At 40.3% G+C, this 20,678-nt stretch carries 16 protein-coding genes; 1 reads left to right on the top strand and 15 read right to left on the bottom strand.

The features are described from left to right. Positions 1-74 precede the first annotated feature (74 nt). The 14 genes from yajC to yfmF form a co-directional block, all read right to left on the bottom strand. The gene (gene yajC, locus ACYVQZ_RS05160) at positions 75-497 is read right to left on the bottom strand and encodes a preprotein translocase subunit YajC (RefSeq protein WP_461240339.1); all 423 of its coding nucleotides are present in this window, start codon (positions 495-497) and stop codon (positions 75-77) included. Positions 498-569: 72 nt separating this feature from the next. Further along, positions 570-1,712 (bottom strand): tRNA guanosine(34) transglycosylase Tgt, encoded by a 1,143-nt coding sequence (tgt, locus tag ACYVQZ_RS05165; RefSeq protein ID WP_461240340.1) that lies wholly within the window; start codon positions 1,710-1,712, stop codon positions 570-572. Between the two features lie 17 nt (positions 1,713-1,729). Continuing rightward, the gene (queA, locus tag ACYVQZ_RS05170) at positions 1,730-2,767 is read right to left on the bottom strand and encodes a tRNA preQ1(34) S-adenosylmethionine ribosyltransferase-isomerase QueA (protein ID WP_461240341.1); all 1,038 of its coding nucleotides are present in this window, start codon (positions 2,765-2,767) and stop codon (positions 1,730-1,732) included. Between the two features lie 4 nt (positions 2,768-2,771). Beyond that, the gene (ruvB, locus tag ACYVQZ_RS05175; protein ID WP_461240342.1) at positions 2,772-3,797 is read right to left on the bottom strand and encodes a Holliday junction branch migration DNA helicase RuvB; all 1,026 of its coding nucleotides are present in this window, start codon (positions 3,795-3,797) and stop codon (positions 2,772-2,774) included. A gap of 13 nt (positions 3,798-3,810) precedes the next feature. Further along, the gene (ruvA, locus tag ACYVQZ_RS05180; protein ID WP_461240343.1) at positions 3,811-4,419 is read right to left on the bottom strand and encodes a Holliday junction branch migration protein RuvA; all 609 of its coding nucleotides are present in this window, start codon (positions 4,417-4,419) and stop codon (positions 3,811-3,813) included. A gap of 46 nt (positions 4,420-4,465) precedes the next feature. Continuing rightward, complete coding sequence (mutL, locus tag ACYVQZ_RS05185; RefSeq protein WP_461240344.1) at positions 4,466-6,430, bottom strand: DNA mismatch repair endonuclease MutL; 1,965 nt, start codon at positions 6,428-6,430, stop codon at positions 4,466-4,468. 11 nt (positions 6,431-6,441) lie between these two features. Next, on the bottom strand, positions 6,442-8,985 hold the full coding sequence (gene mutS / locus ACYVQZ_RS05190; RefSeq protein WP_461240482.1) for a DNA mismatch repair protein MutS: 2,544 nt from the start codon (positions 8,983-8,985) through the stop codon (positions 6,442-6,444). A gap of 144 nt (positions 8,986-9,129) precedes the next feature. Then, the gene (gene rny / locus ACYVQZ_RS05195) at positions 9,130-10,689 is read right to left on the bottom strand and encodes a ribonuclease Y (protein ID WP_461240345.1); all 1,560 of its coding nucleotides are present in this window, start codon (positions 10,687-10,689) and stop codon (positions 9,130-9,132) included. 182 nt (positions 10,690-10,871) lie between these two features. Next, positions 10,872-11,924, bottom strand: coding sequence for a recombinase RecA (gene recA, locus ACYVQZ_RS05200; RefSeq protein ID WP_461240346.1), 1,053 nt, complete (start codon positions 11,922-11,924; stop codon positions 10,872-10,874). Between the two features lie 89 nt (positions 11,925-12,013). Next, positions 12,014-13,249 (bottom strand): competence/damage-inducible protein A, encoded by a 1,236-nt coding sequence (locus tag ACYVQZ_RS05205; protein ID WP_461240347.1) that lies wholly within the window; start codon positions 13,247-13,249, stop codon positions 12,014-12,016. Positions 13,250-13,367: 118 nt separating this feature from the next. Beyond that, positions 13,368-13,952: a CDP-diacylglycerol--glycerol-3-phosphate 3-phosphatidyltransferase gene (pgsA, locus tag ACYVQZ_RS05210; protein WP_461240348.1), complete on the bottom strand. Its 585-nt coding sequence runs from the start codon at positions 13,950-13,952 to the stop codon at positions 13,368-13,370. Between the two features lie 14 nt (positions 13,953-13,966). Further along, positions 13,967-14,983, bottom strand: a complete 1,017-nt coding sequence (locus tag ACYVQZ_RS05215) for a helix-turn-helix domain-containing protein (protein WP_461240349.1) — start codon at positions 14,981-14,983, stop codon at positions 13,967-13,969. Positions 14,984-15,080: 97 nt separating this feature from the next. Beyond that, positions 15,081-16,382 (bottom strand): EF-P 5-aminopentanol modification-associated protein YfmH, encoded by a 1,302-nt coding sequence (gene yfmH, locus ACYVQZ_RS05220; RefSeq protein WP_461240350.1) that lies wholly within the window; start codon positions 16,380-16,382, stop codon positions 15,081-15,083. A gap of 4 nt (positions 16,383-16,386) precedes the next feature. After that, positions 16,387-17,643 (bottom strand): EF-P 5-aminopentanol modification-associated protein YfmF, encoded by a 1,257-nt coding sequence (gene yfmF / locus ACYVQZ_RS05225; RefSeq protein WP_461240351.1) that lies wholly within the window; start codon positions 17,641-17,643, stop codon positions 16,387-16,389. A gap of 184 nt (positions 17,644-17,827) precedes the next feature. Here yfmF and ACYVQZ_RS05230 point away from each other — a divergent pair, with 184 nt between their 5' ends. Further along, entirely contained in the window at positions 17,828-19,177 is a 1,350-nt protein-coding gene (locus ACYVQZ_RS05230; protein WP_461240352.1) for an aspartate kinase, read from the top strand. Positions 19,178-19,224: 47 nt separating this feature from the next. On the opposite strand, the gene cls is transcribed toward ACYVQZ_RS05230, so the two are convergent. After that, the gene (gene cls, locus ACYVQZ_RS05235; RefSeq protein WP_461240353.1) at positions 19,225-20,673 is read right to left on the bottom strand and encodes a cardiolipin synthase; all 1,449 of its coding nucleotides are present in this window, start codon (positions 20,671-20,673) and stop codon (positions 19,225-19,227) included. Positions 20,674-20,678: the final 5 nt, after the last annotated feature.

Genomic DNA, 20,678 nt, shown 5'->3' on the forward strand with positions numbered 1-20,678 from the left:
GTTCACCTGACTATCGTGCTCCGGTTAAAAAAAGAAGATGTGACAAACGTCACACCTTCTTTTTGATTAGTAATTTACTTTTCTTCAGAATCTGAAGGTTCTGCTGTTTCTTGTGGTGCATCTTCTTTCGCATCATTTTTTGCATCGTCGGTTGCTTGTGGTGTTTCTTCACTTGCAGCACTTTCAGCAGGCTTTTCTTCAGCCGGTGCTGCTTTAGCGGCAGCAGGTTGCGCACCGCCAGCATTAACACTGGCAACAGCAGCTAAATCAAACGTTAAAAAGATACCTTCACAGTCCAAAACAACTGTTTTATTAGCATTGTTGACTTCATCAACGACACCGTGTAAACGACCAATAGTAATAACGTGATCGCCCTTCTTTAATTGACTAACCATTTGTTGGTGTTGACTACGTTGTTTTTGTTGTGGACGGATCATCATGAAATACATCAAAGCGATCATCACAACAATTAATAAGATTCCGGACATTCCTTGCATTAAATTTGCATCCCTTCTACTTTAAATTATAATAACAACTTTAGCAAAGATTATGAAAAATTGCCACTATGACTAGAAATTTTTCGCATTGGGTAAGTTAAATCCATACTGTTCAAAGACTTCTTCGCGAAATTCTAATACATGATCATCGGCAATGGCTTGGCGCAAATCTTGCATCAAGTGAATTAAGTAATATAAATTGTGATAACTGGTTAACCGCAGACCAAATGTCTCTCCCACATGGAGCAAGTGACGAATATAGGCGCGACTATAATTGCGGCAGACATAACAATCACAATTATCATCTAATGGGCCAAAGTCATGGGCGTATTGGGCATTTTTAACGACTAGACGACCATGCGATGTCATGCACGTCCCGTTTCGGGCAATGCGTGTTGGCAAGACACAATCAAACATGTCAATGCCACGCATCACACCATCGATTAACGAATCAGCGGTACCGACGCCCATCAAGTAGCGTGGCTTATTTTCTGGCAACAATGGTGTCGTCATTTCTAAAACTCGATTCATTTCTTCTTTTGACTCACCCACAGATAAGCCACCGACCGAATAACCAGGAAAATCCATGCTAACTAGGTCGCGCGCACTTTGTTGGCGCAACGCTTTGAATCCAGCTCCTTGAACAATTCCAAACAGGCCTTGCCAATCAGGATTTTGATGTGCTTCCAGTCCTCGTTGCGCCCACCGACTCGTGCGTTCCACCGACTTTTTGATGTAATCGTACGTTTCAAAATACGGTGGACATTCGTCAAAGCTCATCATGATGTCAGGCCCCAGCGCATTTTCGATTTGAATGGCTTTTTCAGGCGACAAGAACATCTTGGAACCACTGACGGGATCTCTAAACGTGACCCCTTCTTCTTTAATATCACGATGTTTAGCAAGTGAGAAAACTTGAAAACCACCAGAATCGGTTAAGATTCCTTTATCCCAGTTCATGAACTTGTGCAAACCACCCGCTTCTTCTACGAGTTTTTCTCCAGGTTGCAACCATAGATGATAGGTATTGGCGAGAATAACGCCGGCACCCATTTCATCAAGTTCTTCAGGCGCGATACTTTTAACCGTTGCTTGCGTGCCAACTGGCATAAACATTGGTGTTGGAAAGGTACCATGCGGGGTAATTAATTCACCGAGGCGTGCGCCAGTGTGTTTGTCTTTTTTAATTAAACGATATTTAATTGCGGGTTCCATAATTCCTCCGTAGCAGGTTATTTAATAAACATGGCATCGCCAAAACTAAAGAAACGATATTTTTCTTGAATCGCGTGTTGATAGGCATTCAAAATTTTATCACGGCCTGTAAAGGCAGCCACTAACATCACAAGCGTTGACTTTGGCAAATGGAAATTAGTAATAAATGCATCGACAACTTGCCATTGATAGCCAGGCTTAATGAAGATATCAGTCCAACCAGAATCAGCATGGATTTCACCATTAAACTTGGTTCCAATCGTTTCTAAAGTGCGAATTGATGTCGTTCCAGTGGCAATAATACGCCCGCCATTTTTACGCACTTCGTTCAATGTCTTAGCTGAGGCTTCATCCAAACGATAAAATTCACTGTGCATCTTGTGATCTTCAATGCGTTCTTCATCAACTGGTCGAAAAGTTCCTAGACCAACGTGAAGTGTCAGATAAACCAATTTAATACCCTTATCTTGGACTTTTTGCAAGAGATCTTTAGTCCAATGTAGACCAGCTGTCGGTGCCGCAGCAGATCCGTTTTCCTTAGCATACACTGTTTGGTAGCGCTCAGGATCATCGAGTTTTTCTTTGATATAAGGTGGTAGTGGCGTTTCTCCTAATTTTTCAAGTACTTCCATGAAGATACCATCGTAATGAAATTCAATAATCCGTCCACCATGTTCGAGTTCTTCGACAATCGTTGCGGTCAGTTGACCATCACCAAACGTGATTTTAGTGCCAACTTTAGCTCGTTTAGCTGGTTTAACTAATGTTTCCCAGCGATCGCCTTCGGTATTATGTAGTAATAACACTTCAATATGACCACCAGTATCTGGTTTTTCACCATAAATTCGGGCGGGCATAACACGTGAATTATTCATCACAACCGCATCCCCAGGATTTAATTGGTCAATAATGTTATAAAAATGTTGATCGCTCATTTCACCAGTAGTGTGATCTAACACTAATAATCGTGATTCATCACGTTCTTTAATCGGTGTTTGTGCAATCAATTCGTGCGGTAAGTCATAATCAAAATCGTCAACAGTTAGTTCTGCCATGTGTTTATTCTCCTTTTAATTTCGGATTATTACGTCCTAAATGATCGTATGCTGCTTGCGTGACCACGCGGCCACGCGGTGTGCGTTTGAGATAGCCAATTTGCAATAAGTAAGGTTCATACATTTCAGCAATCGTATCGGCTTCTTCACCAATATTAGCGGCAATTGTATTTAATCCCACTGGGCCACCTTGATAATAATCAATCATTGTATTTAACAACTTCAGGTCGGTTTCGTCAAGGCCTTCGCTGTCAACGCGCAGTAGTTTCAACGCGTCATCAATCACGTTCTTGGTGATTGCACCATCTTGTTTCACCTGGGCAAAATCACGAACCCGTTTTAACAAGCGGTTCGCAATTCGCGGTGTTCCTCGCGATCGGGTCGCCAGCTCTTTGGCCCCTTGTTCATCAATCACCGTGTCAAAAATTTTTGTAGAACGCAAAATAATTTGCTCTAAATCAGCCACATTGTAATAATCCATCCGTTCAACAATTCCAAACCGATCACGCAACGGTGCTGACAATAATCCTGCCCGGGTCGTGGCACCAATCAATGTGAATGGTGGTAATGGAAAATGAATTGGATGAGCAGTCGGGCCTTGGCCGACAACAATGTCGACAAAGTAGTCTTCCATTGCCGAATAAAGAATTTCTTCAACTATTTTAGGCAAACGATGAATTTCATCAATAAATAAAACATCCCCTGCTTCCAATTCATTGAGCATCGCCACCAAGTCACCCGGTTTTTCAATAGCTGGCCCACTAGTGGTCTTAATATTGACGCCCATTTCATGAGCAATCACCATTGATAGCGTGGTTTTCCCTAATCCAGGCGGTCCGTATAGTAAAACGTGATCCAGTGACTCATCGCGATTTTTTGCGGCTTCAATATAGATTTGCAGTTCATGTTTAATCTTATCTTGCCCAATATATTCAGTTAAAGTTTGTGGTCGTAATGAAAGTTCAAAACTAGCTTCATTTTCATCTTCATTATGCCCCGACAATAGATTCTGATTGTCTTCTTCTGTCATCATATTCACCTAATTACTTCGTCAGTAGTTTCAATGCTTGCCGCAAGTAACCATCCGTATTTGTTTCGGGTATTTTAATTAATGCTTTGGCCACCTTATTAACATCACGTTCTCGATACCCCAGCGCACTTAAAGCATCTAAGGCATCGTTCAACTGTGGATTGTCACTTTGTGCTGCAGTACTGTCCAAATTAGTCAGTTGTGGATCGACACCAAGGTCAATTTTGCCAAGTTTATTCTTCAGGTCCAACACAATTTGAGAGGCCGTTTTCTTACCCACCCCTGGAAATTTCGTCAAATAGGTTGGATCATCATTTGTAATCGCATTAACCAAGCCAGAATGATCATCGTTGGCTAAAATCGCCAGCGCACTTTTCGGCCCAATCCCTGAAACGTTAATGAGTTGTTCAAACAATTGTTTTTCTGCAGCATCTTTTAGGCCAAACAAGGTCATCTCATTTTCACGAACGGCCTGATAGACGTAAATGGTTACTGACTTATTTGCGTCAACTTGATAATGGTATGGGTTTGCACTAAAGAGCTTATAACCGACACCGTTGACGTCTAAAACAACGTAGCCTGGATTAATTGCCGCCACGATGCCTGTTAAATATTCATACACTGGTTCTGCCACCCTTCATCATTAATAATCTCAATTCATTAAAAACTTAAAACTCGTGTTCGTCAAATTCTCCCGCATAAGCACTATGCGAATCTTGAATTCGTTTAAACATTTTTTCCAAGTCCGTTTCGGTAAAACTAACCGTTACTGGTCGGCCGTGAGGGCAATTAAATGGGTTTTCACATTCTGGTAATTTTTGTAAGAGCGCTTTGGCTTGCTGATCATTTAAATAATGATTAGCTTTAATGGCCCGTTTACAGCTCATCATAATGGCCGTTTTTTCACGGAATTGAGCCACAGTTAATTTACCATCTGCAAGAATCCAATCCACCATTTCTTTGATGGTGTCTTCTTCTTGGCCTTGTTTGAACCACGTTGGATGGCTCCGAACAATAAAACTATTTTGCCCAAAGTTTTCCAAATTGAGTCCAACTTTTGTCAGGACATCTTGTTTTTCGGCAATGCGCAGTGCATCGGTTGTCGGATAATTCAGTACAATCGGTACCAATAGATTTTGTTGATCGTCACTGACTTCACCAATTGCTTGACGATAGTATTCGTAATTAATCCGTTCTTGCGCGGCATGTTGATCCAAAATATATAACCCATCAGCTCCCTGAGCTAACAAAAACGTGCCATGCACTTGGCCAATATAATTTAAATCTGGAAACCGTTTTTGATCAATCGGTGTTTGGTCATTAAAATCAAGCGCTAAATCTTCAGCCTTACTCTGAGGGTGCTGAATATCGTCATCATCATTAAATGGCTTGGCCTCTTCTTGTTGATACTTTTGATCAAATTCCGTCATCACTGACATGGTTAACTCCCCACTTTTTTGAATCATAATTGGGTGCACGTCAGCTGGAATGTCTGCTTGGATATTTGCATCAAAACTAGCCGTTTCTTGTGTGGCTGTTGATTTAGTATCAGGTTCATACGCTGTCGATGCTTCGTTTAAGTCTTGTTGTAACTGATTAAAGTCGATCTTTTGCGACGCGAGGTTATCCATCGCATTGGGAATCAGATTCTTTTGACTGATTTGTTCTTGAATGGCGCTTGTAATCAAATGGCTGAGTTGCTCTTCTTTACTAAGGCGCACTTCACGTTTGGCTGGATGGACATTGACGTCAACGAGAATTGGATCCATCACCACATCTAGCACGGTAATGGGATAACGACCGACCATTAATTTAGAACCATAACCAGCAATAATCGCCTTCGTTAACTGAAAATTGCGCACGTATCGGTGATTAATCAGAATCGAGATATACTGACGCGCTGCTCTAGTAACTTCTGGTAACGATGTAAAGCCAGACACTTGAAAGTCTGGGTCTTGTTTTTGAAAACGTACCATCTTGCGCGCATTACTAATGCCATAAATCGCTGCAATCACCTGTTGCAGGTTACCATTGCCTGGCGTTTTTAATAACTCTTTGTCATTATGCACCAAACTAATCGCTACATCGGGATTAGCAAGCGCCAATCGATCAATAATATCACTGATCTTGGCTAATTCAGTTTGTGGTGATTTCAGATATTTCAAGCGTGCTGGTGTGTTAAAAAACAAATCACTGACTTTGATATCTGTTCCAGGACGCGATTGAGCCGGCTTTTGTGCTTCAATTTCGCCACCCTTAATGTGAATCATCGTCCCTGAATTTTGACCGGTTGAAGTGGTCATCACCACATCTGCCACAGATGCAATACTTGGCAAAGCTTCACCACGAAAGCCTAAAAAGTGCACTTTAAATAAGTCTTCACGTGAGGTAATTTTGCTCGTGGCGTGGCGTTTAAAAGCGACTGCCACATCATCAGGATCAATTCCATCGCCATCATCAATCACGCGAATGCTTTGAAAGCCAGATTGGCTCACCAACACATCAATTTGGTGACTATTAGCATCAATTGCATTTTCAACCAGCTCTTTAACTACTGATGCTGGTCGTTCAATTACTTCACCAGCCGCAATTTGATCTGCCAATACATCTGTTAATTCATGAATTTTAGCCATGTGATTCCTTTCTACTCAATCTTTTTTTGCCATTCATAGATTTGATTCATAACATCCATCGGCGTCATTGACATTAAATTAAGTTTCTTCATTTGATTAATAATTTCTTCATATTTCGGATCAATTTGCACTGTGTCAAATAGTGCTAGCTGTCCCGTTTCTGCGGGCTCTTCAGTATCATCTTTTGGTTGTGGCACTTTGACATCATTTTTTTCGAGCTTTGTTAAAATCGTGTTTGCCCGTTTTAATAATGTGTCTGGCATGCCGGCTAATTTAGCCACATGAATTCCATATGATTGATCTGCAGGACCATCTTCCACTTTATGTAAGAAGACCAGTTCGCCATTTTTTTCCACCGCACCGACATGCACATTTTTTAAATGGGTGAGCGATTTATCTAAATCGGTCAGTTCATGGTAGTGAGTTGAAAACAGCGTTTTGGCATGTACTTTGTCATGCACATATTCAATGATGGCTTGCGCCAACGCCATGCCATCATAAGTAGCAGTACCTCGGCCAATTTCATCAAATAAAATTAAACTGTTAGCACTCGCATGGGCTAGTGCATTATTAGCTTCTTGCATTTCGACCATGAAGGTACTCTGACCTGAAATCAGATCATCAGCAGCTCCAATGCGGGTAAAAATTTGATCAAAGATTGGCATCTGCGCACTCACTGCTGGCACAAAACAGCCCATCTGCGCCATCACCACAGTTAAAGCCAATTGACGCATATAAGTACTTTTACCAGACATATTAGGTCCGGTAATCAATAAGATGCTGGTTTGATCATCCATTTGCACGTCGTTAGGAACGTAGGATTGATGACCCATTACCTTTTCCACGACCGGATGACGCCCCTGTTCGATTTTTAAATCATGATCTTTGGTAAATGTTGGCCGCACAAAATGATAGTTTTCACTGACAATCGCAAAGCTTTGGAGCACATCTAATTGCGCTACTGCTTTAGCCAATTTTTGTAATCGTTCAATGCTTGATTTAACCACATCACGAACTTTAGTGAATAATTCATATTCGAGGGCTGTCGATTTTTCTTGCGCCTCTAAAATTAAACTTTCTTTTTCTTTTAACTCTGGTGTTGAAAATCGTTCTGCATTCGTCAGCGTTTGTTTACGTTCATAACGATCGGTTGGCAGTTTATCCAAGTTAACCTTCGTGACTTCAATGTAGTAGCCAAAAACATGATTAAAACCGATTTTTAAATTGTTGATGCCAGTGGTTTCGCGCTCTTTTGCTTCAAGTTCTGCAATCCATTGCTTACCATTTTTCATCGCATCACGATAATCATCTAGTTGATCATTGTAACCTGATTTAATCACATTACCATCGGTCACTGAAATAGGTGAATCGTCATTAATTGCGCGTTCAATTAAATCTGCAATGTCTTCAACCGGATCGAGTTCCGTCATTAAATCATCAAAAACTGGTGAATCAAGTGATTCCAGTACATAGCGAATTTTGGGGATTTGCAATAAAGAAGTTTTCAACTGAATCAAATCACGACCATTGACATTTCCATACGCAACGCGTCCGGCCAATCGTTCCAAGTCATAGACTTTAATCAGTTCATCTTGTAAATTACTCCGTTCAAAATAATGATCCAAAAATTCTTGCACCTTATCTTGACGGGCCACAATTTCGTTAGCATCCAATAATGGCCTATCAAGCCATTGTTTTAAGAGTCGTCCACCCATGGCTGTCTTGGTTTCATCTAACAACCAAATTAACGTTCCTGAACGTTTACCACTGCGAATATTGGTATTTAATTCTAGGTTATATTTTGAATAATGGTCCATTTTCAAAAAATAGGATGGTTCATAGGCGATTGCTCTTTGCAAGTGATCCAACGACCGTTTCTGGGTCGTTGTTAAATATGACACTAAGAGCGCAACCGTCTTTTTTTGCGCGGACTGATCTAAATCTTGTGTTAAATAACTCACTTCAGATGACTTCACAACTTCGTCTTGATGGGAAATTAAAATTTGTTGTTGATCAAGTAAGTTGGTCACTTCAGTACTAAGCGACTCGTCGACAACAATTTCTTTGGTCTGCAAATTGATAATTTCATTCATTAAGGCATCAGTCGTATTTAAAACACTCGTTTTTAATTCACCAGTCGATAAATCAGCATAGGCAAATCCAAACTGTTGATTGGCCTGTGTGACTGCTGTTAAATAGTTATTTTCTTTGGCTTGACTGCCAGACAGATCCATTTGTGTACCAGGAGTAATCAATTGCGTTACTTCACGTTTGACCATGCCCTTGGCCGCTTTAGGATCTTCCATTTGTTCACATACCGCAACTTTATAACCACGGTCAATCAAAATATCAATATAGTTCTGCACGGCGTGATGGGGTACCCCACACATTGGAATTGGGTCGGTCGCACTTTTATTGCGCGTCGTTAACGTTAATTCTAATAATTGCGCACCCTTGATAGCATCATCATTGAATAATTCGTAAAAATCGCCCAAACGATAAAACAAAAACGCATCTGGATATTGATCTTTAATGGCTTGGTATTGTTCCATCATTGGTGTATTTTTCGTTTTTTGTGGCACGCAAACTCACTCCCTTATCAAAAAATCTCATAACTTTAATTTTAACACGTAACGCTTTTTTTCACACACATTAAAAAATCTGACCAAGACAATCATCTTGGTCAGATCTTTTATGATTTATTTTGCATAATCGACGGCACGAACTTCACGAATAACAGTAACTTTAATATGTCCTGGATATTCAAGTTCTTTCTCGATCTCATTTTTAATATCATGAGAAAGAGTAGTTGCTTGTAAGTCAGAAATCACTTTTGGTTTAACAATTACCCGGACTTCACGGCCGGCTTGAATTGCATAACTGTGATCGACACCCTTGTGATCATTAGCAATTTTTTCCAACTCTTTCAAACGTTGAATATAATTTTCTAATGATTCACTACGAGCTCCTGGACGAGCACCTGAGATGGCATCTGCCGTTGCCACTAAGACTGCAATGACAGATTCTGGTTCAACATCCCCATGATGCGAGGCAATGGTATTAATTACCACTGGATTTTCGTGATACTTCGTTGTCAATTCAACACCTAATTCAACGTGTGAACCTTCAACTTCGTGATCGATTGCTTTACCTATATCGTGTAATAATCCCGCGCGTTTTGCTAACGTAACATCTTCGCCAAGTTCAGCCGCTAAAATACCGGCCAATTTGGCAACCTCAATTGAATGATTCAAAACATTTTGACCGTAACTAGTTCGATACTTCATCCGTCCAATGATTTTAATTAAATCAGGATGAATCGAATGGATCCCTAGATCAAAGACAGTTTGTTCCCCTGTCTCACGTAATTGTTGATCCATTTCTTTTTGCGCTTTTTCAACCATTTCTTCAATACGAGCTGGATGAATGCGTCCGTCTTGGATCAACTTCTCTAGAGCAATTCTGGCAATTTCTCTTCTGATTGGATCAAAGCCACTCAAAACGACAGCTTCTGGCGTATCATCGATAATCAAATCAATTCCAGTTAGCGTTTCAAGTGTGCGAATATTCCGGCCTTCACGACCGATAATCCGCCCCTTCATATCATCATTTGGCAATGTGACAACTGTCACTGTTGTTTCAGACACCATGTCTGCCGCACTTCTTTGAATTGCTTGCACAATCAAGTCTTTAGCTTTCTTATCAGCAACTGCCGCAGCTTCTTGTTCACTATCACGAATCATGACTTCTCTTTCATGACTCAGTTTACTTTCGGTTTCGTCTAAAATTAATTGCTTAGCATCTTCTTGTGACATTTCTGCCACTTTTTCTAGTTCAGTTTGTCGTTGGTCAATCAAATCTGTTACTTGTTGTTGATCTTGTTGAATTTGCTTTTCATGTTCGCTGATTTGATTTTCACGTTCATTCAAAGCATTTTCGCGTTTTTCAAAGGCTGTATCTTTTCGATCTAGTGTTGTTTCACGTTGCAGTAGTCGATCTTCTTGTTTTTGAATTTCAGAACGACGATCTTTTAATTCTTCTTCAACACTTTCACGATACTGATGACTTTCTTCCTTAGCTTCGAGGATTGCTTCTTTCTTAGCGGTTTCAGCATCCTTTTTGGCATCGGCAATAATGCCTTCGGCGCTATCATGGGCTGCATCAATTCGTTGGTTCATCATTACTTTATGAACCATGTAACCCACAACGATACCGACAACTATAGCGATCACGGCGAGGGATAAGCTTGCTATACTCACTTTTTCACCTCCGTATCACCTATTAAATTGTTTTGGTCAAATTTTTAAAGATTTAACGTGTTTATGTGGTTCATTACACTGGATTAATTCTAATATTGCAATGAACCTGTGTCAACTAAATCTCACTAATGCTGTCGATAAAAAAGAATGATTGCAACTAAGGCAATCATTCTCCTCAATAATTATTTTTTTGGTTCTTCTAAATCTAACTCGCTTGGATCTTTGACGTCTTCTTCAACAACGGCGCCATCCATGCCATAAGCATTTCTGACCTTAGTCATTAATTCTTCTTCAACGTCTGGATGATCTGCTAAGTATTGTTTAGCATTTTCACGACCTTGACCAATTCGTTCACTGCCGTATGAATACCATGAACCACTCTTGTTAACGAGATCTTTTTCGACGGCCATATCAATTAATTCACCGGTCTTTGAGATACCATGACCGTACATAATATCAACTTCGGCTCGTTTAAATGGTGGCGCAACCTTGTTCTTGACAACCTTAACTTTTGTTCGGTTTCCAATCACGTCTGTGCCGTCTTTAATTTGTTCACCCCGTCTGATTTCCAAACGAATCGTTGAATAGAACTTCAAGGCACGACCACCCGGTGTTGTTTCAGGGTTACCAAACATGACGCCCACTTTTTCACGAATTTGGTTAATGAAAATCGCAATCGTCTTGGTTTTATTAATGGAGCCTGATAACTTACGTAAGGCTTGTGACATAAGTCGCGCTTGGAGCCCAACGTGCGCGTCTCCCATTTCGCCTTCGATTTCGGCACGAGGAACTAAGGCTGCCACAGAATCGACAACCACGATGTCAACGGCACCACTGCTGATCAAAGCATCGGCAATTTCGAGACCTTCTTCACCAGTGTCTGGTTGAGAAAGTAACAAATCATCAACATTAACACCCAATGCTTCAGCGTATTGGGGATCCAAAGCATTTTCAGCATCAATATATGCTGCTGTGCCGCCCTGTTGTTGTACTTCTGCAACTGCGTGTAAAGCAACAGTCGTTTTCCCTGAACTTTCAGGACCGTACATTTCAACAATTCTACCGCGTGGGTAGCCACCCACGCCTAACGCATCATCAATTGCTAGTGAGCCACTAGAAATCGTTGAAACTTGTTGGTCAGCCTGTTCACCCATTCGCATAATGGAGCCCTTGCCGAAATTCTTTTCGATTTTTCTTAAAGCAGCATCTAAAGCTGCTTTGCGTTCGTCAGCCAAATCTTTTCCTCCTTGATTGGAACCTTTACTGTTAATTATTTTATCATTAATTATGCAAAAAACAAGCAAAATCGAACAAAAGTTCGTATTTATTTTTCTAACTGTTGTCGTAACATCTGTAAGACACTCAAAACACTTTTTTGGCGGATTGTTTGTCGTTCATCCGTCGCCGGCAAATTCAATTGCTTGCTGATTGTCGGGTGCCCATCTTGTGCAACTGCTACCCATACAGTTCCTGCTGGTTGACCTTCTAATGCATCGGGACCCGCTACTCCTGTAAATGACACACCAACCTGGACATGCATCGTTTCTTTGGCTTTCTCAGCCATTTCAATTGCAGTCTCTTCACTCACAACACCAAAGCGATCAATCGTGTCATTTTTCACGCCAATTAGGTCGTGCTTGGACTCATTAGAGTATGTCACAAATCCACCATCAAACACGTTTGAAGCCCCACTAACTGAACAAATGGTACTTTGAAATAAGCCACCCGTCAGGCTTTCCGCCGCGGTAATCTTTAAGTGTTGCTGCTTTAATTGCGCCACCACCTGATCAGCTAAATCTAGTTGTGTCCCTGAGCCAATATAATACGGTTTGAGGCGTTCAATAATTTGATTGGCTAATTGTTCTAGTACTGAATTTGATTGGCCAAAAGCGGTCAATCTGAGCCAAATTTCATGATACTTGGCATATGAAGCCACCGATGGATTGCTCGCATGGCGAACAAGATCATCAATTTGACTCATCAAATTTGATTCTGGCAAGCCATAAAATCGGAGCACTTTTGAGGTCAATTGATTTTCCAAATGAAATTCGCGTTTTAAGACTGGCACCAAATGTTTCTCAGTCATGAGCTCTAATTCACTCGGTGGACCCGGCAAAATCACGATTTGATGAGCTGCATCACGATAAAATTCGCCAATGGCAAGTCCATTATCATTGGCCAAGGTTGTTGAACCTGGTAGTCGTTGGGCCTGCTTAATATTCGTATCAATTAATGGCCGTTGCAATTTTGCAAATCGTTGTTGAATCGCTGTCCAAGTTGATTCCTCAACCACAAGTGACAGATCAAGATATTTTGCAACAGCTTCCTTAGTGACGTCGTCTCGTGTGGGACCTAGCCCGCCACATAAAATGATCAAGTCACTACGCTTTTGGGCAATCGTCAGGGCTTTTTGAATACGGTCAACACTATCACCCACCACTGTTTGGTAATACGCTTCAATTCCTAAGTTTGCTAGTTGTTGCGCCAAAAAAGTGGCATTCGTATTGTTGATGCGTCCCAGCAATAATTCAGTTCCAACTGTTATAATTTCAGCTTGCATTTTTCCTCCTACATCATCTAACTACGTTAATTTGATTAAATTATAGCGAAATTAATTCAAAAAAGAAAAGATTGCCACAAACCCTTATTGGTTTGTGACAATCTTTAGTCACGATAACTTATTTTAAACCATCTGAAAAGACACCACGGCCCTTTACAAAATAATCAATACCTGAATAAACCGTAAAGAATAAACAGATATAAAGCATGATTTGGCCAAATGGTACGTGAATTAGTTCAAAGAACATATTATTTAATAGTAATGCAGTAATGGCAATAAATTGACTAACAGTCTTAATCTTACCGGGCATTTTCGCAGCCATGACTTCGCCGTTTGTTTCAACAATCAATAAACGCAATCCGGTCACTGATAGTTCCCGCCAAATGATGACAACAGTCACCCAAGCAGGAACGATGCCCGTGGATGTCAGCATAATGAAGGCCGTCATGACGAGTAACTTATCCGCGAGTGGATCAGTAAACTTACCAAAGTTAGTCACTAAGTGGTACTTACGGGCAATATGCCCATCTAAATTATCCGTGATACATGCTGCCACAAAGATAATGGCCGCAATTAACTGGGCTACAGGTACTGTGGCGCCAGCAAAGGTCACACTACCCCAATGAAGTGGCAACACTAATAACAACAGAAAAAATGGAATTGCAATTAACCGCATCACGGTTAACTTATTAGGTAAATTCACGAAAAGTCCTCCCTTTAATTAGTTTGATTAGCAGCGCCAGTTGTTGCTGTCGAACTTGAACTAGCTGAATTAGCACTATTGGTAGTTGCGCTACTTGAGTAAGTGCTAGTGGTATTATTTGTTGATCTGGAGTAAGTGCTACTTGAATATGCACTACTTGATGCGGCTGAACTTGTCGTTGTGCTTCCTGAAGTAAACGTAATCGTCCGCACACTTGGATAGTTACCACTAGCAGTAAAGTTAACTTTCTTACCATTAATCTTAATGGTTGCCCCTGTCGTATTGCCTAATGACACAACAACGCGACTGACATCCTTATCAATTGTAATTGTCTTTTTACCTGTTAACGTCTTGGCAAACAGTGAACTACCATCACCAGTCACTGTGACCCACATACTATTTTTCGGTGTAATCGTTAACTTGTATTTGGCTTGTTTGGACAGCTTGAAAGTAGCGGCCGAACTCGTTTGTGACTCTTTCGTCCACTTCAAGTTAGTAGCTTTGCTAGTCTTTTTCGTGCTAGATGAAGCTTTTTTGGCTTTCTTCTTACTTGATTCGCCAGACACAGAAACAGAACTGCTGTCAATTTTATTGCTAGCCGATTGGCGACTACTATGAATAGCGGTCAACCAAATGGCCCCCAAAATAACCACAATCACAACGACAACCAAAGCTGTTGGTAGATATTGACGGAACTTGTCAACTTGATCGACAGCTTTAGCTTTGCCCGTTCTAGTTTCAACTGCTTTCGTAATATGATCCGAATATTCAGTGGTTTTCGTTTCTGGTAATTGTTCGTTATATTCAACGAGCAGTTCATTGCCATCCATGCCAACACTTTCAGCATATTGTTTAACGAACGCCCTGACATAAAAATCACCGGGTAATTCATCAAACTTTTCGTCTTCAATGGCAATTAAATACCGTTTCTGAATTTTGGTACTTTGTTGTAAATCATCCAGAGTTAGACCCATTTCGACACGTTTGTCATGTAGTTTTTTCCCGATATTTAGTTCTTCATTTTCACTCATTAGATTAGATCCTCAATCAATTAATTATTCGTTTTTTGCAATGCAAAGTATAGCATACTTTCACTTTTCTAGATGTTAAGAAAGCTTGAAACTTATCCTAATTATTACGCATTGGCGTAATTTGATAAACCGAAATACCCTGCGAATTAACAAATTGATCAGCAATTTGATATAAATCGTCGATCGTAATGGCTTGCAAGCTATTGATTTCATCTAACAAACTAACATTGTCGTAGAGATTTCCAGCGTAACGGTTAGCAATTGCCTCTGGAGAATCCAATGCACCAATCATTCGCCCGAGTGTTGCTCGTTTCACGTTTTCAAATTGCGTCGTAGCCCCTTCAATTTGGGTATGCACATTTTCTAAAATAGCCACGATTTCATCTGAAAATCGTTCCGGATAATTCGTGTCTCCACTGATATAGGCTAAGTTAAACCCACGTTGCATTTCAAAATTGTAACTAAATGAGTCATCAATGATTTCTGCATTATATAAGCGCAGATAATTTTCAGATGTGTCATCAAACAAGAGGTCCAATAACAATTCAACTGACAAACGGTATTTCAATCGTTCTTTACCAGTTTCTGGTTGGAAGAGCCCCCGTAACCCAATCATCACTTTCGGGCGATTAACATCCATTTCATTGGTTCTAAACGGAATCACATCTAACCCTTCATCATCGTTTAATTCAAAGGTTAGCTGTGGATCTTGATAGGTAACGAATTCTTTTTTTGCTTGATTATCAGCAACCCATTCATCCACTTCGTCTGGATTAACATCCCCGACAATAAACAAACTCATGTTTTGTGGTTGATAAAAAGTTCGATAAGTCTCATAGAGCGTTTCTTCAGTAATTGTTTTAATTGAATCGGCACTACCCGCAATATCAATATGCATTGGATCATGTGGATAGAGATTTTTCAACATGCCAAAATACAGTTTCCAATTTGGATCATCATCGTACATGCTAATTTCTTGGCCAATGATCCCTTTTTCCTTGTCAACTGTTTGTTTTGAAAAATAAGGTTGTTCCACAAAATCAAGCAAAATATCCAAATTTTCATGAATATGGTTACTACTTGAAAACAGATAACTCGTCTGTGTAAAACTGGTAAACGCATTGGCATCCGCACCAAAATTGCCAAACAATTCAAACGCATCGTAATCTTGTTTTTCAAACATTTTATGTTCCAAAAAATGAGCAGTCCCATCAGGAATCGTCACAAACTCTTTTTGCCCATTTGGGATAAACGTTTGATCAATCGAGCCAAAATCAACCGTTAAAATGGCATAGGTTTTGTGAAAATCTTTTTTAGGCAACACAATTAATTTCAGCCCATTATTCAGTTGATCGCGATAAATTGTTTCATTTAACTCGGTAAATTCTTGTTTTTCCATCTTGTTAATTGTCTCCATTCAAGAAATACACTGCTTGTAATTGTGCTAATTGGGCGACTTCCATCACATCATCTTTAGTCACTGATTCAAGTTTTTTAATAAACGTATCGTTATCAATGGTCGTGTGCGTTAGGCTATCGAGCAGTGCTCGAGCCACTAAATTATTACCGCTATCAAGTCCTGACTGAAATTGGTTAACCAACCCGGCAATCACTTCGGCTTGTAGGTGGTCCTCAAAATCCCCATTTTGAACATCAGTTAACTGTTGTTCAATTAACGTTTTAGCTTGACTATAATCACTTGCGTTAATTCCTGTTTGCACAGTTAATAAACCGTTAAAGGAATTATGAATACTGTTGGCATAATATGCCAGACTAGCTTTTTCACGGACGTTCATAAATAGCTTGGATAACGGCGTTGCACCAAAAATACCATTCATAACCAGTGACGCAAAGTAGCGATCATCGTGATAATAAATTGGTAATTGATAGGCTAAATTTAGTTTAGACTGATTGACCAGTTGTTGCTCATTTTGTTCGTTAACTGCGTCAGTTAATGGTTGTTCATAATATAAATCCCGACCACTAATTGGTAATCTCGCCGCAAAATCAAATGACGCCAATTGAGCGGGCACATCGACACCCTCAAAATCTCCCATGACAATGATGTTGATTTGATCATGTTGAATCATGTCTTGATAAGTCTGTACGACACTTTCAGCTGTGATTGCCTTCAGACTTTCTACATCGCCAAAGCTTGGCACCTTTTGTAAGGATCCATCACTAAAGTAGCTTTGCTTCAATTGTTGCAAGGCATAGTATTGCTTATCTTCTCGCAAGGATTCGATTGCACTTTTTAAATTCGCTTTTTGTAAATTAAACGTTGGTAAATCAAACGCTTGATTATCAATCAGTGGATTGAAAATCATTTCGTGCATCACAGCCAAAACTTGTGAGAAAAGATCTTCTTTCGCGTACTGATCATTAATAAAACTGGCTCGTAATTTAATCGTATGTAAATTACCGACCCGGCCGACTCCTGCACCGACATAGGCACCATATAATGATGACAATTGTCGTGCCAATGCCGTTTGCGTCGGGTATTTATGCGTACTAGTTTCCAACAAATTAGCCAGTAAACTTCTACTGGTAATGTTAGCGCGCGTTTGCCGACTGGCAAAATTGATTAAAATTTGATTGGTTTTAAACTGTTTAGTTTGAACAACATCAAGTTCAACGCCTTGATTTAATGTAACGTGCAATCTGGATTCCTCCATTTATTTTCTTCTTCAAAGTACATGCTTAACAATAATACGTGAAATTGACTAAAAATACAATCGGTCACCATTTTTTCTAAATTAAATCAAAAAATTATGGATTGGCGATTGTATCAACCACATGCTTTTGCTATTATGTAGTTTAATCGTAATAAGGGGAGAAATGAATGTGAAGGTTATTAAATTTGGCGGAAGTTCGCTCGCTACTAGTGAGCAACTCGCAAAAGTGATTAAAATTATGCAATCCGATCCGACTCGGCAGTGTATCGTGGTGTCTGCACCTGGCAAACGCAACCCGACAGATACGAAAGTCACTGACTTATTAATTCGCTATGCGACGCAAGTCATTGACCAGCAAAATTTTGACGACACCTTAAAATTAATCATCAACCGGTATCAAGAAATTGCCGATGGCTTCAATTTACCTGAAAGTGAATTTGCTTCTATTAAAGAAACTTTGATTGCGTTACCTCATCAAGATTATCTCAACGATGATTACTTGATGGCTGCTTTCAAAGCCCATGGTGAAAAACTTAACGCCCAGTTAGTCACTAAAATTTTTAACACAATTGGTTTATCAGCCAAATACCTTGATCCAAAACAAGCTGGCATGTTAGTGACGGACGTCCCAGACGACGCACGAATTTTACCTGAAAGTTATGAGAAAATTCGGCAATGGCAAACGACTGATCAACTCTTAGTTGTCCCAGGATTTTTTTCATATAATGAAGCCGGCCAAATTTGCACGTTCTCGCGTGGTGGTTCAGATATCACGGGTGCGATTATGTCACGTGGTCTTGATGCTGACTTATATGAAAACTTTACTGATGTAGATGCTATCTATTCAGTTAATCCCGCAATTGTGGAAAATCCACATGCGATCAGTCACATGACTTTTCGGGAAATGCGTGAATTGTCATATGCCGGTTTTTCGGTCTTTCATGATGAAGCCTTGATTCCAGCTATTCAAGGCAACATTGATGTTAACGTCCGCAATACGAATCATCCAGACGAACCGGGCACAATTATTTCAGCTAAGATCGCTCCCAGCAAGGAGTATCCGGTCCGTGGTATTGCTTCATCAAGCAATTTTTGTGGCTTGTACATTAGTAAGTATCTTCTAAATAAAGAAGTTGGCTTTACCAAAAAAGTGCTTGAAATTTTATACAAATACAACGTGAGCTACGAGCATATGCCTTCAGGAATTGATGACATTACGATCATCATTGCAGAAGATTCACTCACACCTAAAATTGAGCAAGAATTAATGCAAGAAATTCAAGATAGTATCCATCCTGATGAAATGCACATCACTCATAACTACGCCGTGATTATGGTAGTTGGTGAAGGAATGCGCGATACTGTTGGTCTGATGGCTCGCGCAACAACTGCTTTGGCTAAAGCGGGCATCAAATTGCAAATGGTTAACCAAGGCGCTTCCGAAATTTCCATCATGTTTGGCGTCGCTCATAACGCAGTTAACGATGCCGTATCTGCTTTATATCATGAATTCTTTTAATCTCATTTCACTCAAAAAGGCTAGGACATGTCCTAGCCTTTTTATTTTTATAATATTGGGGCCAACAACCGAGAAAAAGTTTGCTTAAACTTAATCCAGCGCGATTGTTGTTCAAAATATTCAGCTGTTAAAAATTCAGATTCACTCTGATCATGTAAGAAAACTAACTCCAGCGCGTGTGCCAATTCACGGTCGTACAAAAAGGCGTTAGCTTCAAAATTCAATTTAAAGGAGCGAATGTCCATATTAGCAGAACCAACGGACGTGATCTTGCCGTCGATTGAAACAATCTTAGAATGCATAAAACCATTTGTATAGCGGTAAACCTTCCCACCTGCTTGGATTAAGGACTGACAGAAATATTCAGTAGCACGGTAAACAAATGGATGGTCAGGTCGATCTGGAATAATGACCCGCACATCCACCCCCGCTGTCGCCGCAATGGCGAGTGCTTCAAACACACTACCATCTGGGACAAAGTATGGTGTTTCAATAAAAATTGATTTGGTGGCCGAGGTAATCATTTTAACGTAGCCTTGCTTAATTTTTTCTCGGTCATCATCCGGTCCACTTGAGACAATTTGCATACTGGTGGTCCCTTGCGGTTTGGTTTGCGGAAAATACCGTTGATCAAATTTAACTTGCTCTTTTTTACTAGTCGCATTCCAATCAAGGAAAAATCGGCTTTGCATCGATAATACGGCATCCCCTAATACACGCAGATGCGTATCACGCCAGTAGCCAAATTTTTCTTTGCGACCGAGGTACTGATCACCGACGTTAAAGCCACCAATGTAGCCAATACTACCATCAATCACCACAATCTTACGGTGATCACGAAAGTTCAAACGAAACGTAATGGGAAAATATTCGGAGGTCAAAAATGGTTCAACGCGGCCACCGAGTTCAATCAGATGCTTGAATAGTTTTTTCTTCGACCCATGCGATCCCAGCAAATCATAGATGATCCGCACTTGGACGCCATGACGAGCCTTTTTTTCAAGCAGTTCAACTAATGCGCGGCCAATTTCATCATCATACCAAGTAAAAAATTCGATATTGATATGGTGTTTGGCACGCCTGATGTCATCAAACAGCGCATCAAACAGTTTCGTGCCATCTGTAAAAACGCGCACAGCATTTTTCTTGGTCAACACCGCATTATCAGTTTCTAAAAATAACCGCACTAACTGCCGAGCTGAATTGGTCACTTGATTGGCCGGTAATAATTCATGTTCATCGTATTGTAATTTTTGATTGGCCACAATTTGATCAATACCCAAACGTTCTTGCGCTTTTAAGTCAAAAATCCGGCGATGGGATAATTTCCGTCCTGCAAATAAGTACAGCAAAAGCCCGACGACTGGTAGCAATAACAGCACCAGTAGCCAGGCCCATGTAGCAGAAATATCTCGTTTTTCACGAAAGACGATAAAAACAGCAACAATCGTATTTAATGCCATGACGATATCAAAAAGTACCCACAAGTCGATCATGTTGA

This window comes from Paucilactobacillus salsurae (assembly GCF_054784995.1).